We start from the raw sequence: 22972 nt of genomic DNA, 5'->3' as shown, positions 1-22972 counted from the left end.
GAAACTACGGTATTACGAACCTCTCAAGATCGATCGATGGAGAGGAACAATGAGGTTGGATACATCCTACATTGCGAATTATGGCCCCACATTACCATCACAAGCAACAGGCCAATATAGCGCTGGCAATACCTTGCTCACCGTCTGGGGAGGACTGCCAGGCTGGCAGGCTAATTTTGGCGGTCGTATTATTTTTCCTTTCGGGAATAATGGTCAATGGGTGGCTGGACCCCAAGTTAGCGCCTCGTTTAGCCCAGTTGAAGGCAGTCACTCGGTATTAAATGATTTTTCCCCACTCATGCGCTATATGTATGGCTTTGATTCCAAAAATAACGCTGGTACAGCTAGCCCCAATCAAGGTACCTTACTGAGGACTTTATCTCTATTTCCAACGCTAGGAATTCATCTCGCACACGATACCCAACTGCGCCTCTGGGATGAGAACGGGATTGTCCACAATACTGCAGGTGGTGGCTGGTTTGTGCCAATCGATGCAATGGTGACCCACCGCCTCAATAAAAACTTTTTACTAGCCATTGGAGCGAGCAAACAGGTTGTGGAAACCTATCCTGAATACAAGTGGTCTGTATATGGAAAAGTTTCCTTTAATTTTTAATCGAGATTGACTAAATGCTCTTGCTCAATCCTAGCGGCACGAGATTTTACTAAGGCTAGGGGAAGCCATGCTGCCATCTCTCCCACTTCCATATTCAGCAAAGTCGCGGCAGCCAGCAATGCAGGGGTATTGGCAATCCATTGACTTACCTTTCGCATCTCTATGCTGCGCCACTCAAGCAATTTATACTTTAATAGGACTTTAGCGCCATGCCGTGCATTTCGATCTGGATCGGAGGCAAGGTAATCTAATCTTGAGCGTGCCGCCTCGAGGGCCTTTTTTACATTAGCAAAAGGCTTGCCGTGTCCAGGGATAACAAAAGCAATATTCAAACCCTCAATAAGATCTAAGGTTTGCGCCACCTCTTCAAACCCGCTCTCGCCCCATAGCTCCGGGAATATCACCCCAAACCCCTCTTCCCATAGAGCATCGGCTGAAATTAAAATTTGATGGTTGGCTTGATAGAGCATGACCGAGTGCGGGTCATGCCCTGGTGCAGCCAAGACCTGCCATAGATGCGAGCCTAAAACGATCTCACTCCCAGGAAGCAACAAATTTGAATACGAAAAGCGTGGGCATTCTTGCCCTAGGTTGTGATAACTGAGCAACTCCTCATCCCAAGAGCTCACTGCTAAAGCCTCTGCTGCAGGGATATAAATCTCGGGCTGGTAAGCCTTAAACAACACGGCATTACCGCCACAGTGATCTGAATGTAGATGAGTGTTAACAATCTTATTCAAACTGAATAGCCCATGCTTTTGCAAAGCATTTTTTACTAAGTCCAGCGTGAGATCTTGATGCGCACAATATCCTGTATCCACTAACGAGACATCGCCATTGCCATAGAGCAAAATATTATTTGCTGAAAGCCATCCTCTTTCGAAGATTTGAATTCCGGGTGGCAATACAAAATGATTCATAACGGTCTTTGAATGAACTCTACTGCGGAGTCTTTTCTAGTCTACGTATGTCAAATTGTTGTTGCTGTAAACGCAATAACAAATCATCGTAAACCTTTGGATCTATCTGCGGAGTTCTAGATAAGATCCAAAGATAATCTCGCTTTGCATCACTAACTGCAGCAACCTGATAACGAGAGTCTAGATCAATTACCCAGTAGTCGCCCCAAACCATTGGAAGAAATGAAAGCCAGTCAGGCGCAAAGCGCACCTCCAGTTTTGGAGAATCTTTAGCACCAATCTGTTTTGCTGTACCTTGGGCAGAGGAAGTTTCACCGCTAGCTGTTTTACAGCTATTGAGCACTTGCACGTTGCCATCATCCTTGAGTGAATACACTGCCTTAGTGCTGCCAACGCATTTCTTCTGAAACCAGTTGGGGAATTTGGCAATCTCGTACCAAGCCCCCAGATAGCGAGGCAGCTCTAACGCTGCAATCGTCTGCACTGGCAGCGGAGTACTCTCACCATACGCCTTTGCCTGAAACAGCAAGGCACTAGTGATCAAGCCTAAGATTATGGCTGTTGTGGGGTGTGAAATTTTCATTTGACCTTATTTAAAATGAGTTTGCTTCTAACAAAGGGAATCCTACAACACAATAGCAAGCACACAATAAGCGCGTAAATAGAAACTGTCTGAAGATCATTCTTGCCAGCTTTATGCCACCAATAATGAAGTATCACAGTACATGCTATGAAATAAATTAGACGATGCAACTGAGACCAACGTCTTCCCAATTTGCGTTGCATCCAGTGATTGGAAGTCAGCGCGAGCGGAATCAACAAGACAAAACTTGCAAAGCCCATCGTAATGTATGGCCTTTTAACAATATCCTTGAGCATAGAAAGCAAATCAAAGTTTTGATCCAGCCAAAGCCAAATTAAAAAATGTAGTGCCGCATAAAAGAAGCTAAATAAACCAAGCATCCTGCGAATTTTTATCCAAAACAGGGAGTTAGTCAGTAGACGTAAGGGCGTCATCGCTAAGGTAATACAAAGAAGTACCAGGGCCCAAGTTCCAGTCGACCTGGTAATGAACTCAATTGGATTGGCGCCAAGACCATCCGTCAAACCCAGCCAAAGCAAGCGGTCTAATGGTATCAATGCCAGTAGAAAGATCATCACTTTCATCACGGAGCGCTTCGCGTAAGTCTACTTTGAGTTAGTAGAACTTTTTCAGGTCCATGCCGGCGTACATGCTGGCGACCTGATCACCATAACCATTAAACATTTCCGTTTTAATTTTCGGCGCAAATACACCCTTGTTATCCGCAATGCGACGTTCTGTAGCCTGACTCCAGCGGGGATGATCTACCAATGGATTTACATTGGAATAGAAGCCATACTCCCGTGGATCAAACTGGCTCCAACTAGTCTTTGGCATTTCTTCAGTAAGTCGAATTTTGACAATCGACTTGGCACTCTTAAAGCCGTATTTCCATGGCACCACGATGCGTACGGGTGCCCCATTTTGTTTTGGCAAAGCCTCTCCATACAAACCAAATGTCAAAAGGGTTAAAGGATTCATGGCCTCATCTAAACGTAAACCCTCTCGATAGGGCCATTCGATGATGTTGCTCTTTACCCCTGGCATTTGCTTGCGATCAGCCAAAGAAATGAACTCTACATACTTAGCAGAACCCAGTGGCTCCACTTTGTTCAATAACTTAGATAAGGCATAGCCATCCCAAGGAATGACCATTGACCAACCTTCTACACAACGCATGCGGTAAATACGCTCTTCCAGTGGTGCGAGCTTTAGCAGGGCATCAATATCCAGAGTCACTGGTTTTTTTACTAGCCCCTCAATTGAAATAGTCCAAGGCCTAGTTTGGAGGGTGCCAGCATTGACGAATGGATCTGTTTTGTCTGTTCCGAATTCATAAAAGTTGTTATAGCTAGTGACATTCTTGTAGCCACTCAACTCATCTTTGGACGCATAAGCAGTATTTTGATTAACGACCAACTTATCCGGATTTGCCGCCAAAGCCTCGCGGGCAAACCAAGGCGCTAGGGCCAAGCCAAAACTGCCAGCTGCGGCAGCCTTGATCAACTCACGGCGCCCCTCAAAGATACTTTTGGGGGTAATTTCACTAGGCAAGATGGTGTTATCTGTAAAGCGCATAGCAGTAGCCTTTTCATTCAAGCTGGATCAATCCTCATTCTCCTACTCTTATCATTTTATTGCTCGACCACCTATTTCTCTAGCCTCAGACAACAAAAAAGGCAAACCTTTCGGCTTGCCTTTTTTGCATTAGCGAATTTGAGCTAATTAGACTGCTACCGCCTTCAAAGCCGCATTGAAGGTTGCGCTTGGGCGCATAACTGCTTCGCACTTTTGTGTATCGGCCATAAAGTAACCGCCAATATCTGCCGGCTTACCTTGAACTGCCTTCAGCTCTCCGGCAATCTTTTCCTCATTCGCAAGCAATGATTTAGCCAGTGGCGCAAAGTGGGCTTGCAATTCTTTGTCGTCTGTTTGTGCGGCTAAGGCCTCAGCCCAATACATTGCCAAATAAAACTGGCTACCACGATTATCCAACTCACCCGTGCGTGGAGAAGGCGACTTATTGTTCTCTAACAATTTGCCAGTGGCCTCATCCAATGTACGGGCCAGAATCTTGACTTTGGTATTGCCAGTTTTATCGCCAATATCCTCAAGCGAGACAGCCAAGGCCAGGAACTCACCAAGCGAGTCCCAACGCAGATGGTTTTCCTCAACCAACTGTTGCACGTGCTTAGGAGCAGAACCACCTGCACCTGTTTCAAAGAGGCCACCACCAGCCATCAATGGAACAATCGATAACATCTTCGCGCTAGTACCCAATTCCATGATTGGGAATAGATCCGTGAGGTAGTCACGCAAGATATTGCCAGTCACAGAGATGGTGTCCTTGCCACGAATAACACGTTCTAAGGTATAACGCATTGCACGTGTTTGAGACATGATTTGAATATCAACGCCCGTCAAATCGTAATCCTTGAGATAAGTTTTAACCTTCTTAATTAACTCAGCCTCATGTGGACGGTATTCATCCAACCAGAACACTGCAGGTGTATTCGAAAGGCGTGCACGATTCACGGCTAGTTTCACCCAATCACGAATCGGTGCGTCTTTAGCTTGGCACATACGCCAAATATCACCCTCTTCCACATTTTGCTCGAGCAGAACAGTGCCGTCGTCAGCAACAATCCGCGCTACACCAGCCTCTGGAATCTCAAAAGTCTTGTCGTGTGAACCATACTCTTCGGCTTGCTGAGCCATCAGACCTACGTTTGGTACTGTGCCCATGGTGGTTGGATCAAAGTTGCCATGAGTCTTACAGAAGTTAATAATCTCTTGATAAATACGAGCAAAGGTACTTTCTGGGATCACAGCCTTAGTGTCATGTAGACGACCATCGGCACCCCACATTTTTCCGCCAACGCGAATCATGGCAGGCATTGATGCATCAACAATCACATCGCTTGGAGAATGCAAGTTGGTAATCCCTTTGGCTGAATCGACCATTGCCAATGCCGGACGATGCTCATGGCATGCATGCAAATCTTGAATGATTTCTTCACGTTTCGATTCTGGCAAGGTTTTGATCTTGTCATAAAGGCTGCTCATACCATTGTTAGCATTGACACCTAGCTCTTCAAATAATTTTGCATGCTTTGCAAAAGCGTCTTTGTAGAAAATCTTAACCGCATGACCAAACACGATAGGGTGCGAGACCTTCATCATCGTTGCCTTCACATGCAGTGAAAGCATCATGCCGCTTTTATAAGCATCTTCAATTTCTTTTTCGTAGAACTCGCAAAGCGCTTTCTTGCTCATGTACATGCTGTCGATAATCTCTCCAGCAAGTAACGATGTTTTGGCTTTGAGCACAATGGTTTTGCCACTCTTAGTGACCAAATCCATCTTCACGTCACATGCCTTATCCATTGTCATTGACTTCTCACCTGCATAGAAGTCGCCACCATGCATATGGGAAACGTGAGTGCGCGAAGCCTGACTCCATTCACCCATAGTGTGAGGATTTTTTCGTGCATAGCGTTTTACAGCGGGAGGGGCGCGGCGGTCTGAATTCCCTTCGCGCAAGACTGGATTAACAGCACTACCTAAGCACTTAGAGTAACGAGTACGGATGGCTTTTTCAGCATCATCTTTAGGATCATCTGGAAAATTTGGAATCTTGTAGCCCTTAGACTGCAATTCTTTAATGGCAGCTAGCAATTGGGGAACAGATGCACTGATATTAGGCAGCTTAATAATATTGGTGTCAGGCAATAAGGTCATTCGCCCTAGTTCAGCCAAGTTATCGGGAACTTTTTGCTCTTCAGTCAAAAATTCTGGGAATTCAGCCAAGATTCGCCCGGCAACAGAAATGTCGCTCGTGACAACTTCAACTCCAGCTGGTGCTGTAAAAGTACGAATCACTGGCAAAAATGCACAAGTCGCCAAAAGTGGCGCCTCATCTGTCAGCGTGTAAATGATCTTTGATTTCTCTGAAGCCATTAATATTTCCTCGATTTTGGTAAATTTGCAGGGCTCGGTTTAAGCCTTGTCACCCTCACATTCCGTTGGCCAGACTTAACGGGCAATCGCTAGTGGGGTGAGATTTCTATTTTAAATCATCGACATTGCGAAAAGTACTGGATTTGCGCCCCAAACTGGTCCTTTTTCCCAATTTAAGGGAATCCACCAACACAATGCATAAAGCAAATTCACCGTAAACTGCACTCCATGACTGGTAAGCACCCCCTCCTTAACAAAAATCTTGTATTGCTCATTATTTGCCAGGGGCTCTTCCTAACAAATAATGTCACTTTCATAGCCATTAATGGTCTAGTTGGCCTAAGCCTAAGTCCAGCGACCTGGATGGCTACATTGCCCGTCATGGGGTATGTGGTTGGCGGCGCCTTCTCTACCTCTATCGTGGCGAAGACTCAGAACTACTTTGGCCGCAAGACCTCTTTTCAGCTTGGCCTGTTAGTTGCCGTATTTTCTGCCCTGCTCTGTGCCTATGCGGCATCTACCAAAAACTTCTGGCTCTTAGTGTGTGGCACCTTTATTTCGGGTTACTACTTTGCCAATGGCCAGCTATACCGGTTCGCCGCCGCAGAGTTAACTGTTGCCAGCCAAAGGGATAAGGCAGTGTCTTGGGTGCTAGCAGGGGGCCTACTAGGAGCGGTTGTGGGACCCAATCTTGCCTCTTGGACCAAGAATCTATTTGAGACTGCCTTTCTTGGGGCTTACATAACACTTTCGATTGCTGCCTTGATCGGCATCGTCGTGATGCAATGTATTCACTTTCCGGCGGAATTTAAAACCCAACATACACTGGGGGCTGGCAGAGATCTCAAGACAATCTTGAGGCAACCAGTCTTCATGGTTGCAGTCATTGGTGCAGCACTTGGTTATGGCGTGATGAACTTGCTCATGGCCGCGACCCCATTAGCAATGCAAATATGCGGCCTGCCTTTTTCAGAGACTGCGCTCGTATTGGAATGGCACGTCATCGGCATGTTTGCTCCGGGATTTTTTACTGGCTCACTAATTCAAAGATTTGGAGCTCTAAAAATTATGGGCCTGGGAGTGCTACTCAATTTTCTATGCATTGCGATCGCGCTAACCGGCACAAATCTGCATCAATTTGCCATTGCCTTATTTTTACTCGGCAATGGATGGAACTTCTTGTTCACCGGATCCACCTCGCTAGCAATGACAACTTACAAACCGGATGAGCGCGATAAAGCCCAGGCAGTTATTAATTTCTTTGTTTTTGGAACCATGGCCTTCACCTCACTTGCCTCTGGTGCCATGATTACAGGTCAAGGTTGGGACATCCTCAATCTAAGCTCGATCATTCCTGTTTCCATTACGGGGGCAGCGCTGGTTTGGCTAAGTCTACATAAGCAAAAAAATAAAAGCGCCAATCAATCCATTACGACGTTTTAGCTAGCGGTAAATTGAATAGCAAATTTTGCGGCTTAAGTTTTAATTGTTTTTCGTCATTCATGGCAATGCCTAAATAAACTGGCTTACCTTCGAGTGCCCGAGGCACAGCAGCGGTATCAATAAAGTCCAACCGGAAAAGGCAGATCACTTTAGCTAACTCATCGGGCTCTAGAGTCTCTTCGTTATAGAGTTTATTCAAGATTTCGGTGGCTGCCGCATCTAGGCCAACATGCCATGACCATTTTGTATCGGTGATTTGCTGCATTGGCGTAATACGTACTTTTACCCCTAAAAAATGATCAACCCATTTTTCCAAGAGGCGACTGAAGTGGTTGATCGGCGGCTGACCAACATTAAGCTGAACCGCTAAATCATAATCATCATCCCTACTCCAATAAAGCTCGGCATTCCCTTCATGCAAAACGTCTAAATCAATCGATCGCATCATCATCGATTTACCTTTCAGTAAATCCATAATGTTTCCGGTTTCTCCTGCCTGAGCATTGCGTGAGACCACCTCGTCATCCGCGCCCATCACAACACCATCATCTAAGACACTAATCTTTTGGGGTCTGAAAAATAATTCTCCCATGCGAGCATCCAATGGATGGGGTGCGTCACTTAAAATATGGCGTACAAATATTTGCGCTAACTGCGAAATAAATAATGGCGGCACATCCACTCCCTCGCCTTCAAACAACCCCATATAAAAATTTTCCAGGGAGCTTGCAGCCAATAATTTAGATCGATAGCGTAGCCATACTTGGTAGTTCGCCCGAATATCTTCATCAGCCATAGCGGCAATATCGCTGGCAGTGATTTCAGTGCGGGGGCTAGCCATTAAGCACTGGTGCAAAGCTTTTTCAGCAGCACAAGACTCGGGCACTAAATTTAACTCCGGTCTGAGTAGGTATGTCCGCAAAAAATCATCCGTGACCAGCAATTGATTATCGGGGCTAATCTTTAGGGTCTGATAGGCAGAACTAGGCCAATAATTTGTCATAAGCGCTTTGCGTTGAAGAAGACATGAAACAGGGCTCAGAATATACTAGCCAATCAATTTCAGTTGAAGAGGAAAATATTGTGAGTGAACTTAAGAAAATCGATAGCGTAGTAGGCTCTGGCGTAGAAGCAACCCCGGGCCAAGAAGTTGATGTCCACTATACCGGCTGGCTATTTGATGAGAATGCCCCTGAGAATAAGGGCCAGAAATTTGATAGCTCCCTAGATCGCGGCCAGTTATTTAGCTTCCCTTTAGGCGCCGGCCATGTCATTAAGGGCTGGGATCAAGGTGTAGCAGGCATGAAGGTCGGCGGCAAACGCACCCTCATCATCCCCGCGGAGATGGGATATGGCGCGCGTGGTGCCGGCGGCGTCATTCCACCCAACGCTACATTGGTGTTTGATGTTGAATTGCATGGAGTAAATTAAATAGCGCTTGCCAAGAGCTCTATAAAAAATAAAGGCCACCATATCTGGTGGCCTTTATTTTTGCTTTCTTACAAACGTTATGAGCGCAAATCTTTGCCATTAAGCGTTAGTTTATTTGAGACTGCAGGCTGACAGACGCTCATGATGCGACGACGCTCAGCCATCACCTTATCAGCGTAGCCACCATCATCTTCAGCATTGGCTGCACCAACATAGAACTTTAGGCCATTGCGCAAGGAACCTGCGCTCGCAATCAGATTTTTCAGAATGTAAGCACCAACCCGAATATTCACCTCGGGCTTAACTGCATCTGAGGTTCCACCATAGAGCGCATATTTATCTTTATGCACCGCAGTCATTACCTGCATCAAACCTTCTGCCCCAGCATAACTCTTGGTATTGGGATTGAAATTAGACTCCACCGACATCACTGCTAGCAGCAAGACGGGATCAATGTTTGCCTCTTTAGCAATCAGTACAGCATTAGAAACGTACTCCTCAATCTTGCTGCGGTCGAGGCTATATTTCTTTTCAAAAAAGTCTGCTACAGCTCGTTGATTATGAATCGAACCCATTAAATTACTGTCGAGGGCCTGCGGATCAATCTTTGAAGTTGGGATTTGATCCGTCAAATGCGAAATCGGCTTAATTTGAGCGCGCGCCACTGAGGGCATTAGCAAGGCAATAGTCTGTTTTTTTGCACTGACCAGGCCGAACTGCTGCCCAAGCTGTACCCTGCTATAGGAGTTTGCCAAAAAGTCTTGGTCAAGTGGCTGACTGTTGGTTACCTCTTTATTTGCATCAGCAGTGCCTAGACCATTCTGCCAAACAATATGACGCGCCTCATCTGGAACCAAAATGCGCGCCAAATCAAAAGCTCCAGCATTAGTACCATTGCCAGAAAGCCAAAGGCCAACCAACATGAATACAGCAATTACTAGCAAGCTATTTAGTACGCGATATACCGGCGCCATGGCGCGATTCAGATAATCAACGCCTGACAATCTTGCCTGACGGGCAATCTGCAGTTGACTCAAATTGTTTGAAAAACTTTTACTCATTCGCCTTGTTACACAAGATCACAAACCAATGCTCCGATTTATGTTGCAGTGCAATATATGAAAAACATGAGCCATGCTAAGAAGGTTCTTATATCAAGTCAAGAATAAGTAAATGAATTTCCATAACTAATTCATATAGAAATATGAATTCACATCGATAGAGAGGACTCATCTTGTAATAAGTCTTTACTTATCAATGACTTAAAAATGTAAGTGGGTACTAATTTCATACTGTAAAAAACGGGGTGAAATCCTACTTTTTTACAATTCGGGAAAGAAAAATCAATAGCAAACCCATACATTTAGTATTTTCTCTAAGAAAAAATTCTACCGGTAGTGATGGGAAGCAATTTGCCACTGTACCGAAAATCATCGCTTGAGATTCTAATTTGGAGGCTGGGGGTTTTAAAAAAATACTCCAAAACCCTGATTCTTATTAGCCTTCAGGCTAGTCTGATGGTCAATCATGCGCCTGGATGAGGTCTCGCCTACACTTACTAAATATGAAATGGATTGCCCAACTTTTTCTATTCATCTCCCTGCTGAGTCCGCTAAGTGCACTTGCCCTCTTTGATGAATGCAAGGATCTTTTCCCTGATCAACGTATTCCCACTAGCGCTCAAGCTGGACGTGACCTGTGCTTTGATGCCTTTGCGGTCTATTACTCACCATTAGATAAAAAACCTATATATACAGTCGAGAAGCTTAATGGGGAGCGCTTAGCAGGTCCACACCCCAAAAGAACAAACCAATTTTATGAAGAAGCTCGCCTGCCATATCAAGAACGCGCCCTGCTTTCAGATTATCGGGGCAGTGGGTATGACCGTGGGCACAACGTCCCTGCTGGCGATATGACCAATGAAAGAGCAATGGCGCAATCTTTCTCATTGGCCAATATGATGCCGCAGGCTAGGCAAAATAATCAGGGTATTTGGGCTAAAAATGTAGAAGAGCCTACTCGGCAATATGCCAAAAGAGCTGGTGGAGAACTATACGTCTTTACGGGTTCGACTGGAAAGATGGGAAGTATTGGTAATGGCAGGGTCGCCATTCCCGATCATTTATTCAAACTGGTTTATGAACCAAGCAAAAATACTGCCTGGGCATATTGGGTTGAGAACACCAATGAAGCCACTATGTCCCCTCCGATTACCTATCAGGATTTGAAAGCGAAAACGGGGATTGATTTTCATTTACCAGACGATGTTGCCTCTATAGACGGCAAGAAAATGAATCAACAGCACCAGAACCAACAACCCTTGGTAGGTGGCTGGTATCCCATTTTTTTTGATGACTACTCACCCAGCAAGGTTCAGGAAATTATTGCCAACAGCAAGGCGGGCAAGATTGCTAGCATTCAAATTCAATATGACCGTAATCCTGAATTAGCTAAAAAAATTGCTCAAGAAATTCAACGTCAGACCTCAGTACAACTTAAACTCTCCCAAAGCAGCCCACCAGATTCCGCTACAGCAAGCTATGAGCGCAATCGGGTCACTGCTATTATTCGCTCAAAGTAACTTAAGGTGATTTAGAGCGCGTTAAACCATGCGCTCTTTGAATCGGTGCCAATAAACCACGTAAGCCGTTGTGGTCTAAGGTATGCATCAATTCAAGCAACTGCCCGAGCTCGCCCTTCGGAAAACCTTCACGTGCAAACCAAGCCAAGTAATTCCCGGGTAAATCGGCAATGGCACGCCCAGCATGCTTGCCAAAGGGCATCTTCATCAGGACAAGTTTTTCAAGTGCTTGTGAATCCATAGCCCCCATCTTACAAGTGGCACGCTCTATCTAAAAAATATTTCATTAACTCTGTCATGGTCATTTTTTTATTGAGAATTATTCTTATTTAATATTGTATATTAAGAATCATTCTCATTTAGATTTATTCACCAACCAAACGGAACCCATGAAATTAACTATCAAAAGACTCATCGCGTTTTCCATACTCTTGGCGACGGCACTCCATTTCTCTTTTGCACATGCAGGTGAAGGAGCATTTGGCTGGATTTACACCCTTGATCTTCAGCCTAAGGGAAAGTGGGAATTTGAGCAACGACTTCAACTCAATCAACAGCAATCTTCTGGAACTTATGAGGCATGGACTGCGCGATCAGAGCTTGAGTACGGACTCACAAATGATTTGCAGGTTGCCGGCTACATCAACTCCTATTACACCAATGCCAATCAAAACTATACAAATCCAGAAGCTTGTGGAGATAGCCCTACCTGCACTGGAGGCTATGGCGTACCATCTAGCCATGATCCCAGCACCGCTTACAGGAAGAGTGGCATAGAGGGTGGGTCACTAGAGGCCATCTACCGTATCACTAACCCCGTGACATCACCAGTTGGAGTAGGGCTTTATTTAGAACCCACTTGGGGGAGAAACAAAGATGAAATTGAAGCGCGACTCTTACTGCAATCGAATTTCATTGATGATCGACTGATATTGGCAGGCAATGTAGTGCTAGCCAATGAGCGTCTCAAATTTATCGAGAACGGCAATGTGCCCGAATCCATGATGGATTTCTTGGTCGGAGCCAGTTATCGATTTGCACCGAAATGGTCAGCCGGTGTTGAGGCGCGTCTGCACAATGATTACTCAGAATTAAATTTACGCAACCAAGTCCAAAGGGCTACTTTCGTTGGGCCCAATATGCACTATGCCGCCAAAGACTGGTGGGTTACAGGAGCTTGGCGCTATCAATTAAAAGGTGGTAACTGTATGGGTGGTGGTGAAGCAGAATGCTCCAATGCCCGAGTGTGGGATAGCCATTCAGTTAATGAATTTATTGTCAAAGTCGGATTTCCACTGAACTAGTGTGAGCGCACAATCATCATGAATTGGAAACCCAACCACTTTGTTGTTGCAGGTCTAGCTATGGCTTCAGCCCCCATCATTGCGCAAGCAAAGATTTATCTTTCGATTGAACAAGCGCAGAAGCTGATTTTTCCCAATAAACCATTCACTAAAAATCCCATTCTAATTACGGCAGATCTGCAGGATAAGATGCGTAGCGCCTCTAGCATTCGCCATCCATTTCAAGGTGACCGAGTCTGGAAGGGGTCAGATGGTAGTTGGCTCATAGTGGATGAAGTGGTTGGTAAACATGAAATGATTACTTATGCGGTGGGGCTTACCCCCGCTGGTAGCGTACAAAGCATCGAAATATTAGAGTACATCGAGTCTTATGGATACGAGGTCGCCGAAGCACATTGGCGACAGCAATTTATAGGCAAGACGGCTAGCGACCCTGTCAAGCTTAATCAAGATATTCAAAATATTGGCGGTGCCACCCTATCTTGCAAGCACATCACTGATGGTGTGAAACGAGTTCTGGCCTTCTATGACCAAGCCCTGAAGAAGCCTCAAAGCAAATGACCCGTTGCAAACCACTGCTTGGGACCTTTGTAGAAATCTCAATTCACTCAATGAAACATTCGCAAGAAAATGCTATGTATAAAGCCTTTGCCACTATAGAGAAAGTGCAAGCCCTCATGGGTTTTCATGACCCTCAAAGTGAGCTCTCCAAAATCAATGCCCTATCGCACCTACAAAGCATTGAGATTCATCCATGGACTGCTCAAGTGCTCAGAACTGCGCGTGAGGTATACACGCAATCTAATGGTCTTTTTAACTGTGGTATTGGGCATCGCCTAGTGGCAACTGGCTTACTTCCCGACAATCTAGATTTATTGCCGTTTAAATTTGGTGGAATTGAAGATCTCGTCTTTATAGACTCAAATATCATTTTTTCACATAAACCGCTCTGTCTAGACTTAGGTGGGATTGCCAAAGGATTCGCAGTCGATATCGCAGTCGACAGCCTACTAGCAAATGGAATCGAGTCGGGCTATGTCAATGCCGGCGGTGATCTAAGGGTCTTTGGAAATCAAGCGAGGTCTATTCGGATTCGCAACCCCGCCTCACCTTCAGAGTTAATCAATATTGGCGAACTACAAAACGGATCTATCGCAACCAGCGGTCTATATTTTTCTAAACATGAAAGTCATGCCGCTAGTCATATCGTGAATCCAATCAATCAAGCTCAGCATCATTTTTCAGAATCTTTTTCGATCGTTGCTAAAAAATGTATCCATGCAGATGCGCTCACCAAAGTCTTAGCTCTCTCCAATAAATTGGATCATCCTTGCTTTTCCCATTTCTCGGCACAAGCGATCAGGATTGAAGTATGAGTCGTTTAGGCAAAATGGCAAGCTGGCAAAAATACTTTGTTCTTACAGGGATGTTGATCTGCTCCTCATCAGGCATCGCATACTTACTTGGGAGTCAATTCTCGTTACAAAAAGAATGGCTTGGAACACACTCAGTGCTTTCTGTTCATGGCATAACAGCCATCATTGCCACACTAGCGCTAGGATCAGTGCTGCCGTTTCATTTAAAGGTCGGCCTAAAAGCAAACAGAAAGGTCATCAGCGGAATTAGCCAATTAATAGTTTTATCGATCCTCACAATTTCTGGCGCCCTGCTTTATTACGGCCCAGCATCAATAAGAGATGACATTATCTTGATCCACTGGCTTACTGGATTGTTATTTTTTAGCCTATTTACATTCCATGGTGTACTAGCCCAGCGAAGACTGCACCCAAGCTAAGCCAAGTAAATCTTTAATGCTGATGAGTCATCGGCATTTCAGCAGCCGGCATTTCCATCGCGTGTGCTGGCTGATACCCCAAGAGACCGGGATCCAACATGCCGCTAATCATGGCAATATGCCCAAACACTAAGAAGAGTGCCACACAAATAGCATGAATCTTCAGCTTGCCCTCGCGATTCATCGCCTTATTCACAAAACCCAACTCTTGCAGTGCAATCCAGATGAGTGGTAACCCGCCAATTAAATAGGTGCCCACCGCAATCACATCAATCACTGTTCTCCATTCACCTGCTTTGGTAATTGGAATAACTGCCGTTGTGACTAAATAATAAATAATGCCCACAAAATATATACCAACAAGAGCGCCGGAGATGCGGTTGATAGACCAAACCAAACCATGGAATCTACGAGTAAAGAGGATGTATAGCTCGGTGATCGCTAAAGTTTCGGCTAAAACCACCGGGATAGCCATAAAGAGAATCAGATTCCAGGGCTGATTATTCGCCAGCAATTGCATGTAGTGAGTCATGTTCATTTGCTTATTCCTTATTCTGTCTTAGCACCAGAATACACCCTCAAGCGAAGGTATCGCTCACTTCCATTTAACCCCGCCAAAAGAAAAAGCCCTCGATAAGAGGGCCTTCAATTGAACATGGCGAGAATCGATTAATGACCGCCGGCACCACCTAAGTAGGCAGCCTTCACAGCAGGATCATCCTGAAGCTTGCTAGCAGGCCCATGGGTAGCAATCCTTCCATTTTCCAATACATAGCCATAGTCAGCAACCTTCAAAGCCGCTGCCGCAAACTGCTCCACTAGCAACATGGTTACGCCCTGCGCTTTGAGATTAGAAATAATCTTGAACACTTCCTCAACCAAAATCGGAGCAAGACCCATCGATGGCTCATCAAGCAGAATGATTTCTGGGTTTAGCATGACCGCACGAGCCATCGCTAGCATTTGCTGTTCACCGCCAGACAAGGTACCAGCCAACTGGTTGCGACGCTCTTTTAGACGAGGGAACATTTCTAAGGCATGCTCTAGGTCATTCTTGATATCACCCTTGGGGCGGCTGCCAGTAAAGCGTGGAAAAGCACCCAAGAGAAGGTTGTCATTGACCGACATGGTCGTGAAGACGCGACGACCTTCAGGACTGTGAGCTAAGCCTAATCGAGCAATTTTATGGGAGTCATAACCATCAATCTTTTCACCACCCAGGGTCACTTCGCCACCAGTAGGTTTAATCATGCCAGTAATGGCGCGCATAGTGGTTGTTTTACCAGCGCCGTTAGATCCAATCAAAGTAATCACCTGCCCTTTAGGCACGTCAATACTGATGCCGTGAAGAACTTTAACTTTGCCGTAACCCGCTTCAAGATTCTTAATAGATAACATGGTATTTACCGATTCAATATGGTTCTAATGGTTAAGCGCCCAAGTAGGCATGAATCACCTTCTCGTCTGCCTGAACTTCAGCTGGTTTACCCTCTGCAATCTTCTGGCCAAAGTCCAGCACAGAAACGGTATCGCAAACTGACATCACTACATCCATGTGATGCTCAATCAAGATAAAGGTAATGCCGCTGTCACGAATCTTCCGAATAATGCGTAGAAGTTCCTTAATATCAGGGGCTGTTAAACCCGCAGCAGGCTCATCTAATAAGAGTAATTCTGGGTCAAGCGCTAAGGCGCGTGCAATCTCTAAGAGGCGCTGCTTACCATACGGCAGATTGCGCGCCTCTTCATTAGCCAAATCCTCAAGGCCAACAAATTTCAAGAGCGCTAATGCTCTTGCGTGAGCCTCAGCTTCTTCTTTGTTATAGCGCGGCAAGTGAAGTGCAATCTCCACCATATTCGATTTGAAGGTGTGATGGAGTCCAACCAAAATATTTTGGATGGCCGTCATTTCGCCAAACAACTGCACATTTTGGAATGTACGCGCAATTCCCGATAAAGCAATATCAGAAGAGGTCTTACCAACCACGCTTTGGCCGGAAAATAAAACATTGCCACTAGTTGGCATGTAAATGCCGGTCAGCACGTTCATCATGGTGCTCTTGCCAGAGCCGTTAGGACCAATCAAACCATGAATGGTGCCACGTTTAATACTTAAGCTGACATTATTGAGTGCCTTCAAACCGCCAAATTGCATTAAGACGGAGTCCACCTGTAAGAGTTCAGCGCCTGTATTTTGGTTGGCAACCGAACTAATGAAGCTGATCGAATCATCTACCTCTTGGGCGGTCTCGCCACGGCTTGTTTTAGCCTTACCTGCGATCGACTGATAAAAGCTCTTTGCAAAACCAACAATACCGTTCTGCAAGTAATAGACCACCAGCAAAATCATGAAACCGAAGATGCTTAAACGCCAGTCAGAAATATTATCCAGCCAAAATGAAAAAGCCGCTAAGCCCACTACGCCAGCCAAGGGTATGGCAACTCGACGTGCAGTAGTTAATTTCTTGGCAAATAATATTGCAGCGCCAACGACTACTACGAGAGCAATGATGGATGCAACAATGCGGAATAACTGAATGTCGTCAAGTAATTTTGGCAGCAGAACAATAATGGCAGCACCAATGACTGCACCTAAACGTGACTTACGTCCACCCATGATGATGGCTAATAAAAATAATACGGCCAACTCATTGATATAGGTATTTGGTGAAATGTACTGCTCTGAATAAGCATATAAGCCACCAGCTAAACCTGCGAAACCAGCACTAATCACGAATGCAATCACCTTAAAGCGATAAACGGATACGCCCATACAATCGCAAGCTACAGGACTATCTCGCAGAGCTTCAAATGCGCGACCCATTTGTGACTTTACAAAACGATCAATCACAATTAATGCCAAGATCATGACTGCTGAGACCAGCCAGAAATACTCGGCTTTAGTCATCGGTACGCCCATGATCTCTGGTCTTGTGAGCTTAATGCCCACAGGACCTTCAGTCAGCCAACTCATCTCATTAATCATGATCTGGGCAATCGTTCCAAATGCCAAGGTGACCATCGCCAAATATGGTCCAATTACCTTCAAGGCAGGCAAAGCCAAAATGCCGCCAAAGATAGCCGTCACGATGATGGATGCAGGCAGGGTTGCCCAAATTGGCCAACCTAGATGGAAAAACAAAATGCCGACTGTATAAGAGCCAATCCCGAAAAGACCTGCATGCCCTAAAGACACTTGACCGACATAACCGACAACGATATCCAAACCAAACAACAAAATGGTGTAAATCAGGATCGTTTCAGCTAAGTGAATGTAATAAGGATTATGAATCAATAGCGGCAAACAAAAGAGGGCAACTATTGCAATTAATAGAGGAAGGTGAGCCTTCAATTTCATTATTAAACTTTCTTAATTGCAGATTTACCAAAGAGACCTGATGGCTTGTACGCAAGTACGAGCAACAGCAAGATCAAGCCAGGTACATCTTTGTAGCCTGTCGAAATATAAAAGCCAGTAGCAGTCTCAATGATTCCTAAAATCAAACCGCCAACAATAATGCCAAGGCCGCTTGAAAGACCACCAATGATCGCCACCGCGAAAGCCTTTAAACCTAGGGCACCACCCATGGTCGCACCCGTCAAGGTCAAGGGCGCGATCAAGATGCCCGCAAATGCTGCTGTTAAAGAAGAAAGTGCGTAGGAAAAAGTAATTACCAGACTGGTATTAATGCCCATCAGACCTGCTGCATCACGATCATTAGCCGTTGCAACAACCGCTTTACCATAAATTGTTTTGCGATTAAAGAACTCGACAAGCAACATCATCACGAGCGCACCAACTACCACCAAAATTTCCATTGGCATGATATTTGCGCCCAAGAAATTTAATGGGTCACTGCTCAACGGGGATGGGAACGGCAATGCATCACGACCCCAAATATTTTCCGCAACGTTTTTAAAAATAATACCCAGCGCAATGGTGGACATAATCCAGCCGAACTCTGATTTAATTTTGATCGCAGGGCGCACGCCAATCAACTCGACAAATCCACCTTGGAGCATGCCGAATAAACACACCACTGGAATCATCAACCAGTAGTTCATGCCTAAGGTATCTACACAAGTAAGGCCAACCAAGGCGCCCAACATCAAAGCTTCACCTTGACCGAAGTTCAGGGTGCCCGATGTGGCAAAGGTGAGCTGGAAGCCGAAAGCAATGACCGCATAGATCATGCCCACTGCTATACCGCTCGAAAGGATTTGTGCAAGGATTTCCATTGTCTAGACCCAAAAATGCTTAAAACTGTTTTTATTAAAGAATTTGACATTGTAAGCAAAACGCCGCTTTATAGGCGGCGTTTTGACATTAGCAATGATGCGACACAGAATAGGCCATCAAGACGTACCCAGTCGCCTTGCCAAACTTACTTCTTCTTAGTGCCCTTAGTAGCATCTTCAGCATTCAAGAACTCAACACGGCCATTCTCCACAATACCCATCACTACATCTTGCTCTGTGATGGCCTCATGGTCAGTTTGGCTATAAGGCTTGTTATAAGTTGTAACAACACCTTCCAATGGTGTATTCAAGGTTTGCAATGCGCCAAGAATTTTTGGTCCATCTGTGCCGCCAGCTTGCTTAATTGCAGCAGCCAACAAGTAAACAGAGTCGTAACCTTGAGCAGCAGAAACTGGGGAAGCAATAATGCCATTCTTAGGCTTGAACTCTTTTAAATAGGCATCAATAAATGCTTTGCGCTTTGGAGTGTTACCAACCTGAATAAAGGTTTCTGGCATTGTTGCACCGTTACCGTTTTTACCAGCAGTATCAATAAAGCTAGCCATAGATAATGTCCAGCTACCAATCATTGGCTTCTTCCAGCCCAACTTAGCCATACCGTTAGCAATTTGCGCCAACTCAGGTCCAATTGCGTAGGTCAAAACTACTTCTGCGCCAGCATTCTTAGCCTTGAGTAGCTGTGATGTCATATCAACGTCACCAATATTGAATTTCTCAATCGCAACTGGAGTAACGCCATACTTCTTCAATGCTTTTTCTAAATCCTCACGGCCCAATTGGCCATAGCCAGTAGAGTCAGCCAAAATCGCCACTTTTTTCAAGCCACGCTTTTCAACTGCTTCTTTAGCAATCATTGGGGCTTGAATGTTGTCAGCAGCAGATGTACGAAATACATAATTTTCTGCTGCATTCGGAAATTGACTAGTAATCAATGTGCCTGTAGCAACGTTATTGATGACAGGAATCTTTGCTTCCTGGAAAAAGCGCTGGGAAGCCAATGCAACTCCAGTGTTGATGTAACCCAATGTAGCAACTACTTTTTCGTTGTTAACAAATTCTTGTGCAATTTGCACGCCGCGCTCATTTTTAGCTTCATCATCTCGCTCAACTAGAACGATTTTGTTGCCGTTAATGCCACCAGCAGCATTAATTTCTTTAGTAGCTAAACGCACGCCATCTCGCATGCTGACGCCCATGGATGATGAGCCGCCTGTAAATGGGCCAATAACACCAACTTTGATATCAGCAGCGTATGCGCCGGTGGTAAGCATTGCAGCAGCAGCTACTGCAAAAATGTGATGACGAATATTCATAAAGTCTCCATGACTAAAGTTACTAATTAAATAAATACTGTTTTATTGATAAAGCTTATATCGAAGGCTTATCTTACTGTTAATGCTAGCGCAAAAAAAGTGCTTTGTATTAGGGTTTTACATTAGCCTACGCTTTAGATTTGGCCAGAATAAATTCACCATCAAGCCGGCTATAACCAATCCAGCGGCAAGGATTTTCCAGATCGGCAAGGACTCGTCCAAGAAAAAAGCGGATGACCCCATGCCAAATATGGGTACCAATAGAGGGGCAGGTGCCACTACCGCAGCTGGGTGCTTGGAAAGCAACCAGCCCCACGCAGCATAGCCAAAAAGGGTATTACCCCAGGCCTGCCAGAGCACCCCAAGCCAAGCCCCGGGTGGAGCGGCAGCCATTGAATAGGAGATGGATTCCCACCCTCCTTCAAACACAAACGAAATCAGAACTAATGGGGGGACAGCAAAAGCACTGGCCCAAACTACATACGAGAACATATTGATAGATCCGGCACGGCGACTGGCGGTGTTAGCTATTCCCCATGAGAAACCAGCTAACACCACTAAAGCCAGCCCCAAGACAGTAGTTGTAGAGTCTGTGTGCACTGCAATAATTCCTAGGCCGATCATGGCCACCCCTACCGCTACTGCTTGATATAGCCGAAGCTTTTCATTAGCAAAAAACATGGCAAAGCCAATCGTAAAAAACACCTGGGTCTGGATCACCAAAGAAGCCAATCCTGGAGAAATGTGGCCATTAATAGCGAAGTAAAGCACCCCGAACTGCCCTACCCCAACCGCTACCCCATACACACAGAGATTGCTCCAGGGCACTTTAGGCTTAGCTACAAAAAAGACTACGGGCAACAAGGCAAAGGCATAGCGTAGTGCAGCAAACAGAAATGGTGGAAAGCTAGCCAAGGACATCTTAATCACGACAAAATTGGTACCCCATACCGCCACAATTGCCAATGCTAGAAGGAGGTGGCTAAAAGGCAGTTGATAATGCGATGCTTGCTTTGGGGGCGCCTTATTCACCAGTAAGTAACTCCGCCACACGTTGCGCAATCATCATCGTTGGAGCGGCAGTATTTCCTGAAGTAATCGTTGGCATAGCGGATGCATCCACAACCCGCAGGTGATGAATGCCCCTCACTCGCAACTCAGAATCCAATACCGCAAAAGGATCATCAGCACGGCCCATCTTACAAGTGCCTACAGGATGAAAAATAGTTGTGCCAATGTCACCCGCAGCTTGAATAAGCTCTGCATCAGTTTGATATTGCTTTCCTGGTTTGTATTCATCTGGGACATAAGCCTGCAGGGCAGTACTCCCTACGATCTTCCGTGTGAGCCTTAAAGACTCAACGGCAACTTTTCGATCTTCCTCTGTGGATAAATAATTGGGACTAATAACTGGAGGTGCCTCAGGATCAATGGAATTGATATGAACGCTACCGCGAGATGTGGGGCGCAAATTACAAACGCTTGCAGTAAAAGCATTGAACGTATGCAGATTTTCACCAAACTTCTCTAGCGATAAAGGTTGGACGTGGTATTCCACATTGGCACTTTTTTGCTCCGGGGAACTAAAGGCGAATGCGCCCAATTGCGATGGCGCCATCGACATTGGTCCAGAACGTTTGAATACATATTCAAGGCCAATCATGAGCTTGCCAAATAATGAGTGGACTTTAGCGTTCAGAGTATTAATGCCACTCACCTTGTAAATCATGCGCAGTTGCAAGTGATCTTGAAAATTTTCACCAACACCAGGTAAGTCTTGAATTACCGGAATGCCTAGCTTTTCTAGATGAGCCGCAGCACCAACCCCTGAGCGCTCCAAAATTTGTACGCTACCGATAGAGCCCGCAGTCAATAAGACCTCACCACCTTGATCGATTGCACAGAATGCTTCTGCTGCAACAGCATTTTGCAGATACTCGACGCCGTAACAATTTTTGCTAATGGGGTCAATTTTCAGCTTTGTCACCATAGCCTCGGTAATCACCGTGAGATTGCTACGTTTTGCAGCGTCAGATAAAAATGCTTTGGAGGTATTCAGACGCCAACCCTTGCGCTGGCTAACATCAAAATAGCCAACGCCAAAGTTATCACCACAATTGAAGTCATCCGAAGCTGGAATGCCCGCCTCAACTGCCGCCTGCCTAAAGATATCCATAATGGGCCAACGTAAACGTTGCTTAGACACAGTCCACTCACCGCCCTTGGCATGCCATTCATTAGCCTCGCCGTGGTAATCCTCAAATTGCTTATAACGCTTGAGGGCATTTTTCCAAGACCAAGACTCATCACCGGTGGCCGCTACCCAAGACTCGTAGTCGCCAGTTTGACCGCGCATATAAATCATGCCGTTGATAGAGGAACATCCACCCAACACTTTTCCTCTTGGATAGAGCAATGATCGTCCATTTAATCCAACTTCATTGCTCGTGCGAAAGCGCCAATCGGCACGTGGGTTATCAATGCAATACAAATAACCAACGGGAATATGAATCCAAATGTAGTTATCGCTCTTGCCGGCTTCGATCAACAAAACACGCTTATTGGGATTTTCTGTCAGACGCTTTGCCAACAAACAGCCTGCGCTCCCCGCTCCAATAATGATGTAGTCGTAAGTATTATTTTGGTCTGCTTGAGTCATGTCTCTATTTAGATAAGCACGTTGTACCTGATGTTCATTATTCACCATACTAGAAAGTCAAGTGAATCTTGTCACTTTTAGTGATTTTATATAGAATCATTGCTTAT

23 protein-coding genes are annotated in these 22972 nt (G+C 45.3%); 8 read left to right on the top strand and 15 right to left on the bottom strand.

Annotated features, from left to right (window positions below):
- Positions 1-49: 49 nt before the first annotated feature.
- A complete protein-coding gene (locus ICN46_RS09980; RefSeq protein ID WP_216208161.1) occupies positions 50-616 on the top strand; it encodes a hypothetical protein in 567 nt (188 codons plus the stop codon).
- On the opposite strand, the gene ICN46_RS09975 is transcribed toward ICN46_RS09980, so the two are convergent.
- From ICN46_RS09975 to ICN46_RS09955, 5 genes are all read right to left on the bottom strand, one after another.
- A complete protein-coding gene (locus tag ICN46_RS09975; protein ID WP_216208158.1) occupies positions 613-1536 on the bottom strand; it encodes an MBL fold metallo-hydrolase in 924 nt (307 codons plus the stop codon). The genes ICN46_RS09980 and ICN46_RS09975 overlap by 4 nt on opposite strands.
- Before the next feature lie 19 nt (positions 1537-1555).
- A complete protein-coding gene (locus ICN46_RS09970; RefSeq protein ID WP_216208155.1) occupies positions 1556-2119 on the bottom strand; it encodes a lipocalin family protein in 564 nt (187 codons plus the stop codon).
- The gene (gene msrQ / locus ICN46_RS09965) at positions 2116-2703 is read right to left on the bottom strand and encodes a protein-methionine-sulfoxide reductase heme-binding subunit MsrQ (protein WP_216208152.1); all 588 of its coding nucleotides are present in this window, start codon (positions 2701-2703) and stop codon (positions 2116-2118) included. Before msrQ ends, ICN46_RS09970 begins: the two co-directional genes overlap by 4 nt.
- Before the next feature lie 31 nt (positions 2704-2734).
- Entirely contained in the window at positions 2735-3697 is a 963-nt protein-coding gene (gene msrP / locus ICN46_RS09960) for a protein-methionine-sulfoxide reductase catalytic subunit MsrP (protein ID WP_216208149.1), read from the bottom strand.
- A gap of 147 nt (positions 3698-3844) precedes the next feature.
- Positions 3845-6079, bottom strand: a complete 2235-nt coding sequence (locus tag ICN46_RS09955) for an NADP-dependent isocitrate dehydrogenase (RefSeq protein ID WP_216208145.1) — start codon at positions 6077-6079, stop codon at positions 3845-3847.
- 228 nt (positions 6080-6307) lie between these two features.
- Between ICN46_RS09955 and ICN46_RS09950 the strand changes: the two genes are divergently transcribed.
- Complete coding sequence (locus ICN46_RS09950; RefSeq protein ID WP_216208142.1) at positions 6308-7522, top strand: MFS transporter; 1215 nt, start codon at positions 6308-6310, stop codon at positions 7520-7522.
- Here ICN46_RS09950 and ICN46_RS09945 read toward each other — a convergent pair.
- Positions 7509-8525 carry a DUF6352 family protein gene (locus ICN46_RS09945; RefSeq protein WP_216208138.1) on the bottom strand — a complete coding sequence of 339 codons (1017 nt, stop codon included), beginning with the start codon at positions 8523-8525 and terminating at the stop codon, positions 7509-7511. The genes ICN46_RS09950 and ICN46_RS09945 overlap by 14 nt on opposite strands.
- 80 nt (positions 8526-8605) lie before the next feature.
- Here ICN46_RS09945 and ICN46_RS09940 point away from each other — a divergent pair, with 80 nt between their 5' ends.
- Positions 8606-8953, top strand: a complete 348-nt coding sequence (locus tag ICN46_RS09940) for an FKBP-type peptidyl-prolyl cis-trans isomerase (RefSeq protein WP_370625530.1) — start codon at positions 8606-8608, stop codon at positions 8951-8953.
- Positions 8954-9030: 77 nt separating this feature from the next.
- On the opposite strand, the gene ICN46_RS09935 is transcribed toward ICN46_RS09940, so the two are convergent.
- Positions 9031-10014 carry a transglycosylase SLT domain-containing protein gene (locus ICN46_RS09935; protein ID WP_216208132.1) on the bottom strand — a complete coding sequence of 328 codons (984 nt, stop codon included), beginning with the start codon at positions 10012-10014 and terminating at the stop codon, positions 9031-9033.
- Between the two features lie 503 nt (positions 10015-10517).
- Between ICN46_RS09935 and ICN46_RS09930 the strand changes: the two genes are divergently transcribed.
- The gene (locus tag ICN46_RS09930) at positions 10518-11534 is read left to right on the top strand and encodes a DNA/RNA non-specific endonuclease (RefSeq protein ID WP_216208129.1); all 1017 of its coding nucleotides are present in this window, start codon (positions 10518-10520) and stop codon (positions 11532-11534) included.
- A 1-nt stretch (position 11535) separates the two neighbouring features.
- Here the strand turns inward: ICN46_RS09930 and ICN46_RS09925 are convergent, their stop codons facing one another.
- Positions 11536-11775: a DUF3820 family protein gene (locus ICN46_RS09925; protein ID WP_216208126.1), complete on the bottom strand. Its 240-nt coding sequence runs from the start codon at positions 11773-11775 to the stop codon at positions 11536-11538.
- Positions 11776-11923: 148 nt separating this feature from the next.
- On the opposite strand from ICN46_RS09925, the gene ICN46_RS09920 reads away from it, so the two are divergent.
- From ICN46_RS09920 to ICN46_RS09905, 4 genes are read left to right on the top strand one after another with little or no spacing between them, the layout of a single operon-like run.
- Positions 11924-12838 carry a DUF6662 family protein gene (locus ICN46_RS09920; protein WP_216208125.1) on the top strand — a complete coding sequence of 305 codons (915 nt, stop codon included), beginning with the start codon at positions 11924-11926 and terminating at the stop codon, positions 12836-12838.
- Between the two features lie 18 nt (positions 12839-12856).
- Positions 12857-13399 carry an FMN-binding protein gene (locus ICN46_RS09915; RefSeq protein WP_216208122.1) on the top strand — a complete coding sequence of 181 codons (543 nt, stop codon included), beginning with the start codon at positions 12857-12859 and terminating at the stop codon, positions 13397-13399.
- Positions 13396-14214, top strand: a complete 819-nt coding sequence (locus ICN46_RS09910) for an FAD:protein FMN transferase (protein ID WP_216208118.1) — start codon at positions 13396-13398, stop codon at positions 14212-14214. The genes ICN46_RS09915 and ICN46_RS09910 overlap by 4 nt, the downstream gene beginning before the upstream one ends.
- Positions 14211-14633: a hypothetical protein gene (locus ICN46_RS09905; RefSeq protein ID WP_216208116.1), complete on the top strand. Its 423-nt coding sequence runs from the start codon at positions 14211-14213 to the stop codon at positions 14631-14633. Before ICN46_RS09910 ends, ICN46_RS09905 begins: the two co-directional genes overlap by 4 nt.
- Positions 14634-14646: 13 nt before the next feature.
- Here the strand turns inward: ICN46_RS09905 and ICN46_RS09900 are convergent, their stop codons facing one another.
- The 7 genes from ICN46_RS09900 to ICN46_RS09870 form a co-directional block, all read right to left on the bottom strand.
- On the bottom strand, positions 14647-15171 hold the full coding sequence (locus tag ICN46_RS09900; protein ID WP_216208114.1) for a DUF6803 family protein: 525 nt from the start codon (positions 15169-15171) through the stop codon (positions 14647-14649).
- A gap of 131 nt (positions 15172-15302) precedes the next feature.
- Entirely contained in the window at positions 15303-16031 is a 729-nt protein-coding gene (locus ICN46_RS09895; RefSeq protein ID WP_216208111.1) for an ABC transporter ATP-binding protein, read from the bottom strand.
- A 31-nt stretch (positions 16032-16062) separates the two neighbouring features.
- On the bottom strand, positions 16063-17991 hold the full coding sequence (locus ICN46_RS09890; protein WP_216208108.1) for a branched-chain amino acid ABC transporter ATP-binding protein/permease: 1929 nt from the start codon (positions 17989-17991) through the stop codon (positions 16063-16065).
- Positions 17992-17993: 2 nt separating this feature from the next.
- Positions 17994-18872, bottom strand: coding sequence for a branched-chain amino acid ABC transporter permease (locus tag ICN46_RS09885; RefSeq protein ID WP_216208104.1), 879 nt, complete (start codon positions 18870-18872; stop codon positions 17994-17996).
- A 146-nt stretch (positions 18873-19018) separates the two neighbouring features.
- Positions 19019-20206 carry an ABC transporter substrate-binding protein gene (locus ICN46_RS09880; protein WP_216208102.1) on the bottom strand — a complete coding sequence of 396 codons (1188 nt, stop codon included), beginning with the start codon at positions 20204-20206 and terminating at the stop codon, positions 19019-19021.
- A 117-nt stretch (positions 20207-20323) separates the two neighbouring features.
- Positions 20324-21199, bottom strand: a complete 876-nt coding sequence (locus ICN46_RS09875) for an EamA family transporter (protein ID WP_216208294.1) — start codon at positions 21197-21199, stop codon at positions 20324-20326.
- Positions 21200-21230: 31 nt separating this feature from the next.
- Complete coding sequence (locus tag ICN46_RS09870) at positions 21231-22865, bottom strand: GMC family oxidoreductase (RefSeq protein ID WP_216208099.1); 1635 nt, start codon at positions 22863-22865, stop codon at positions 21231-21233.
- Positions 22866-22972: the final 107 nt, after the last annotated feature.

Origin of the sequence: Polynucleobacter sp. Latsch14-2 (genome assembly GCF_018881925.1) — a bacterium.
Taxonomy (GTDB): domain Bacteria; phylum Pseudomonadota; class Gammaproteobacteria; order Burkholderiales; family Burkholderiaceae; genus Polynucleobacter.
The sequence above is the reverse complement of the archived record's forward strand: the minus strand, read 5'-3'. Positions and strand labels throughout refer to the sequence as shown.

What these genes read in the sequence shown, in the direction of transcription:
- ICN46_RS09890 (WP_216208108.1), bottom strand. Translation starts at nt 17,991, where the DNA reads ATGAAATTGAAGGCTCACCTTCCTCTATTAATTGCAATAGTTGCCCTC.
- ICN46_RS09895 (WP_216208111.1), bottom strand. Translation starts at nt 16,031, where the DNA reads ATGTTATCTATTAAGAATCTTGAAGCGGGTTACGGCAAAGTTAAAGTT.
- msrP (WP_216208149.1), bottom strand. Translation starts at nt 3,697, where the DNA reads ATGCGCTTTACAGATAACACCATCTTGCCTAGTGAAATTACCCCCAAA.
- ICN46_RS09970 (WP_216208155.1), bottom strand. Translation starts at nt 2,119, where the DNA reads ATGAAAATTTCACACCCCACAACAGCCATAATCTTAGGCTTGATCACT.
- ICN46_RS09980 (WP_216208161.1), top strand. Translation starts at nt 50, where the DNA reads ATGAGGTTGGATACATCCTACATTGCGAATTATGGCCCCACATTACCA.
- ICN46_RS09955 (WP_216208145.1), bottom strand. Translation starts at nt 6,079, where the DNA reads ATGGCTTCAGAGAAATCAAAGATCATTTACACGCTGACAGATGAGGCG.
- ICN46_RS09905 (WP_216208116.1), top strand. Translation starts at nt 14,211, where the DNA reads ATGAGTCGTTTAGGCAAAATGGCAAGCTGGCAAAAATACTTTGTTCTT.
- ICN46_RS09870 (WP_216208099.1), bottom strand. Translation starts at nt 22,865, where the DNA reads ATGACTCAAGCAGACCAAAATAATACTTACGACTACATCATTATTGGA.
- ICN46_RS09900 (WP_216208114.1), bottom strand. Translation starts at nt 15,171, where the DNA reads ATGAACATGACTCACTACATGCAATTGCTGGCGAATAATCAGCCCTGG.
- ICN46_RS09920 (WP_216208125.1), top strand. Translation starts at nt 11,924, where the DNA reads ATGAAATTAACTATCAAAAGACTCATCGCGTTTTCCATACTCTTGGCG.
- ICN46_RS09885 (WP_216208104.1), bottom strand. Translation starts at nt 18,872, where the DNA reads ATGGAAATCCTTGCACAAATCCTTTCGAGCGGTATAGCAGTGGGCATG.
- ICN46_RS09910 (WP_216208118.1), top strand. Translation starts at nt 13,396, where the DNA reads ATGACCCGTTGCAAACCACTGCTTGGGACCTTTGTAGAAATCTCAATT.
- ICN46_RS09930 (WP_216208129.1), top strand. Translation starts at nt 10,518, where the DNA reads ATGAAATGGATTGCCCAACTTTTTCTATTCATCTCCCTGCTGAGTCCG.
- msrQ (WP_216208152.1), bottom strand. Translation starts at nt 2,703, where the DNA reads ATGAAAGTGATGATCTTTCTACTGGCATTGATACCATTAGACCGCTTG.
- ICN46_RS09925 (WP_216208126.1), bottom strand. Translation starts at nt 11,775, where the DNA reads ATGGATTCACAAGCACTTGAAAAACTTGTCCTGATGAAGATGCCCTTT.
- ICN46_RS09975 (WP_216208158.1), bottom strand. Translation starts at nt 1,536, where the DNA reads ATGAATCATTTTGTATTGCCACCCGGAATTCAAATCTTCGAAAGAGGA.
- ICN46_RS09915 (WP_216208122.1), top strand. Translation starts at nt 12,857, where the DNA reads ATGAATTGGAAACCCAACCACTTTGTTGTTGCAGGTCTAGCTATGGCT.
- ICN46_RS09880 (WP_216208102.1), bottom strand. Translation starts at nt 20,206, where the DNA reads ATGAATATTCGTCATCACATTTTTGCAGTAGCTGCTGCTGCAATGCTT.
- ICN46_RS09935 (WP_216208132.1), bottom strand. Translation starts at nt 10,014, where the DNA reads ATGAGTAAAAGTTTTTCAAACAATTTGAGTCAACTGCAGATTGCCCGT.
- ICN46_RS09950 (WP_216208142.1), top strand. Translation starts at nt 6,308, where the DNA reads ATGACTGGTAAGCACCCCCTCCTTAACAAAAATCTTGTATTGCTCATT.
- ICN46_RS09945 (WP_216208138.1), bottom strand. Translation starts at nt 8,525, where the DNA reads ATGACAAATTATTGGCCTAGTTCTGCCTATCAGACCCTAAAGATTAGC.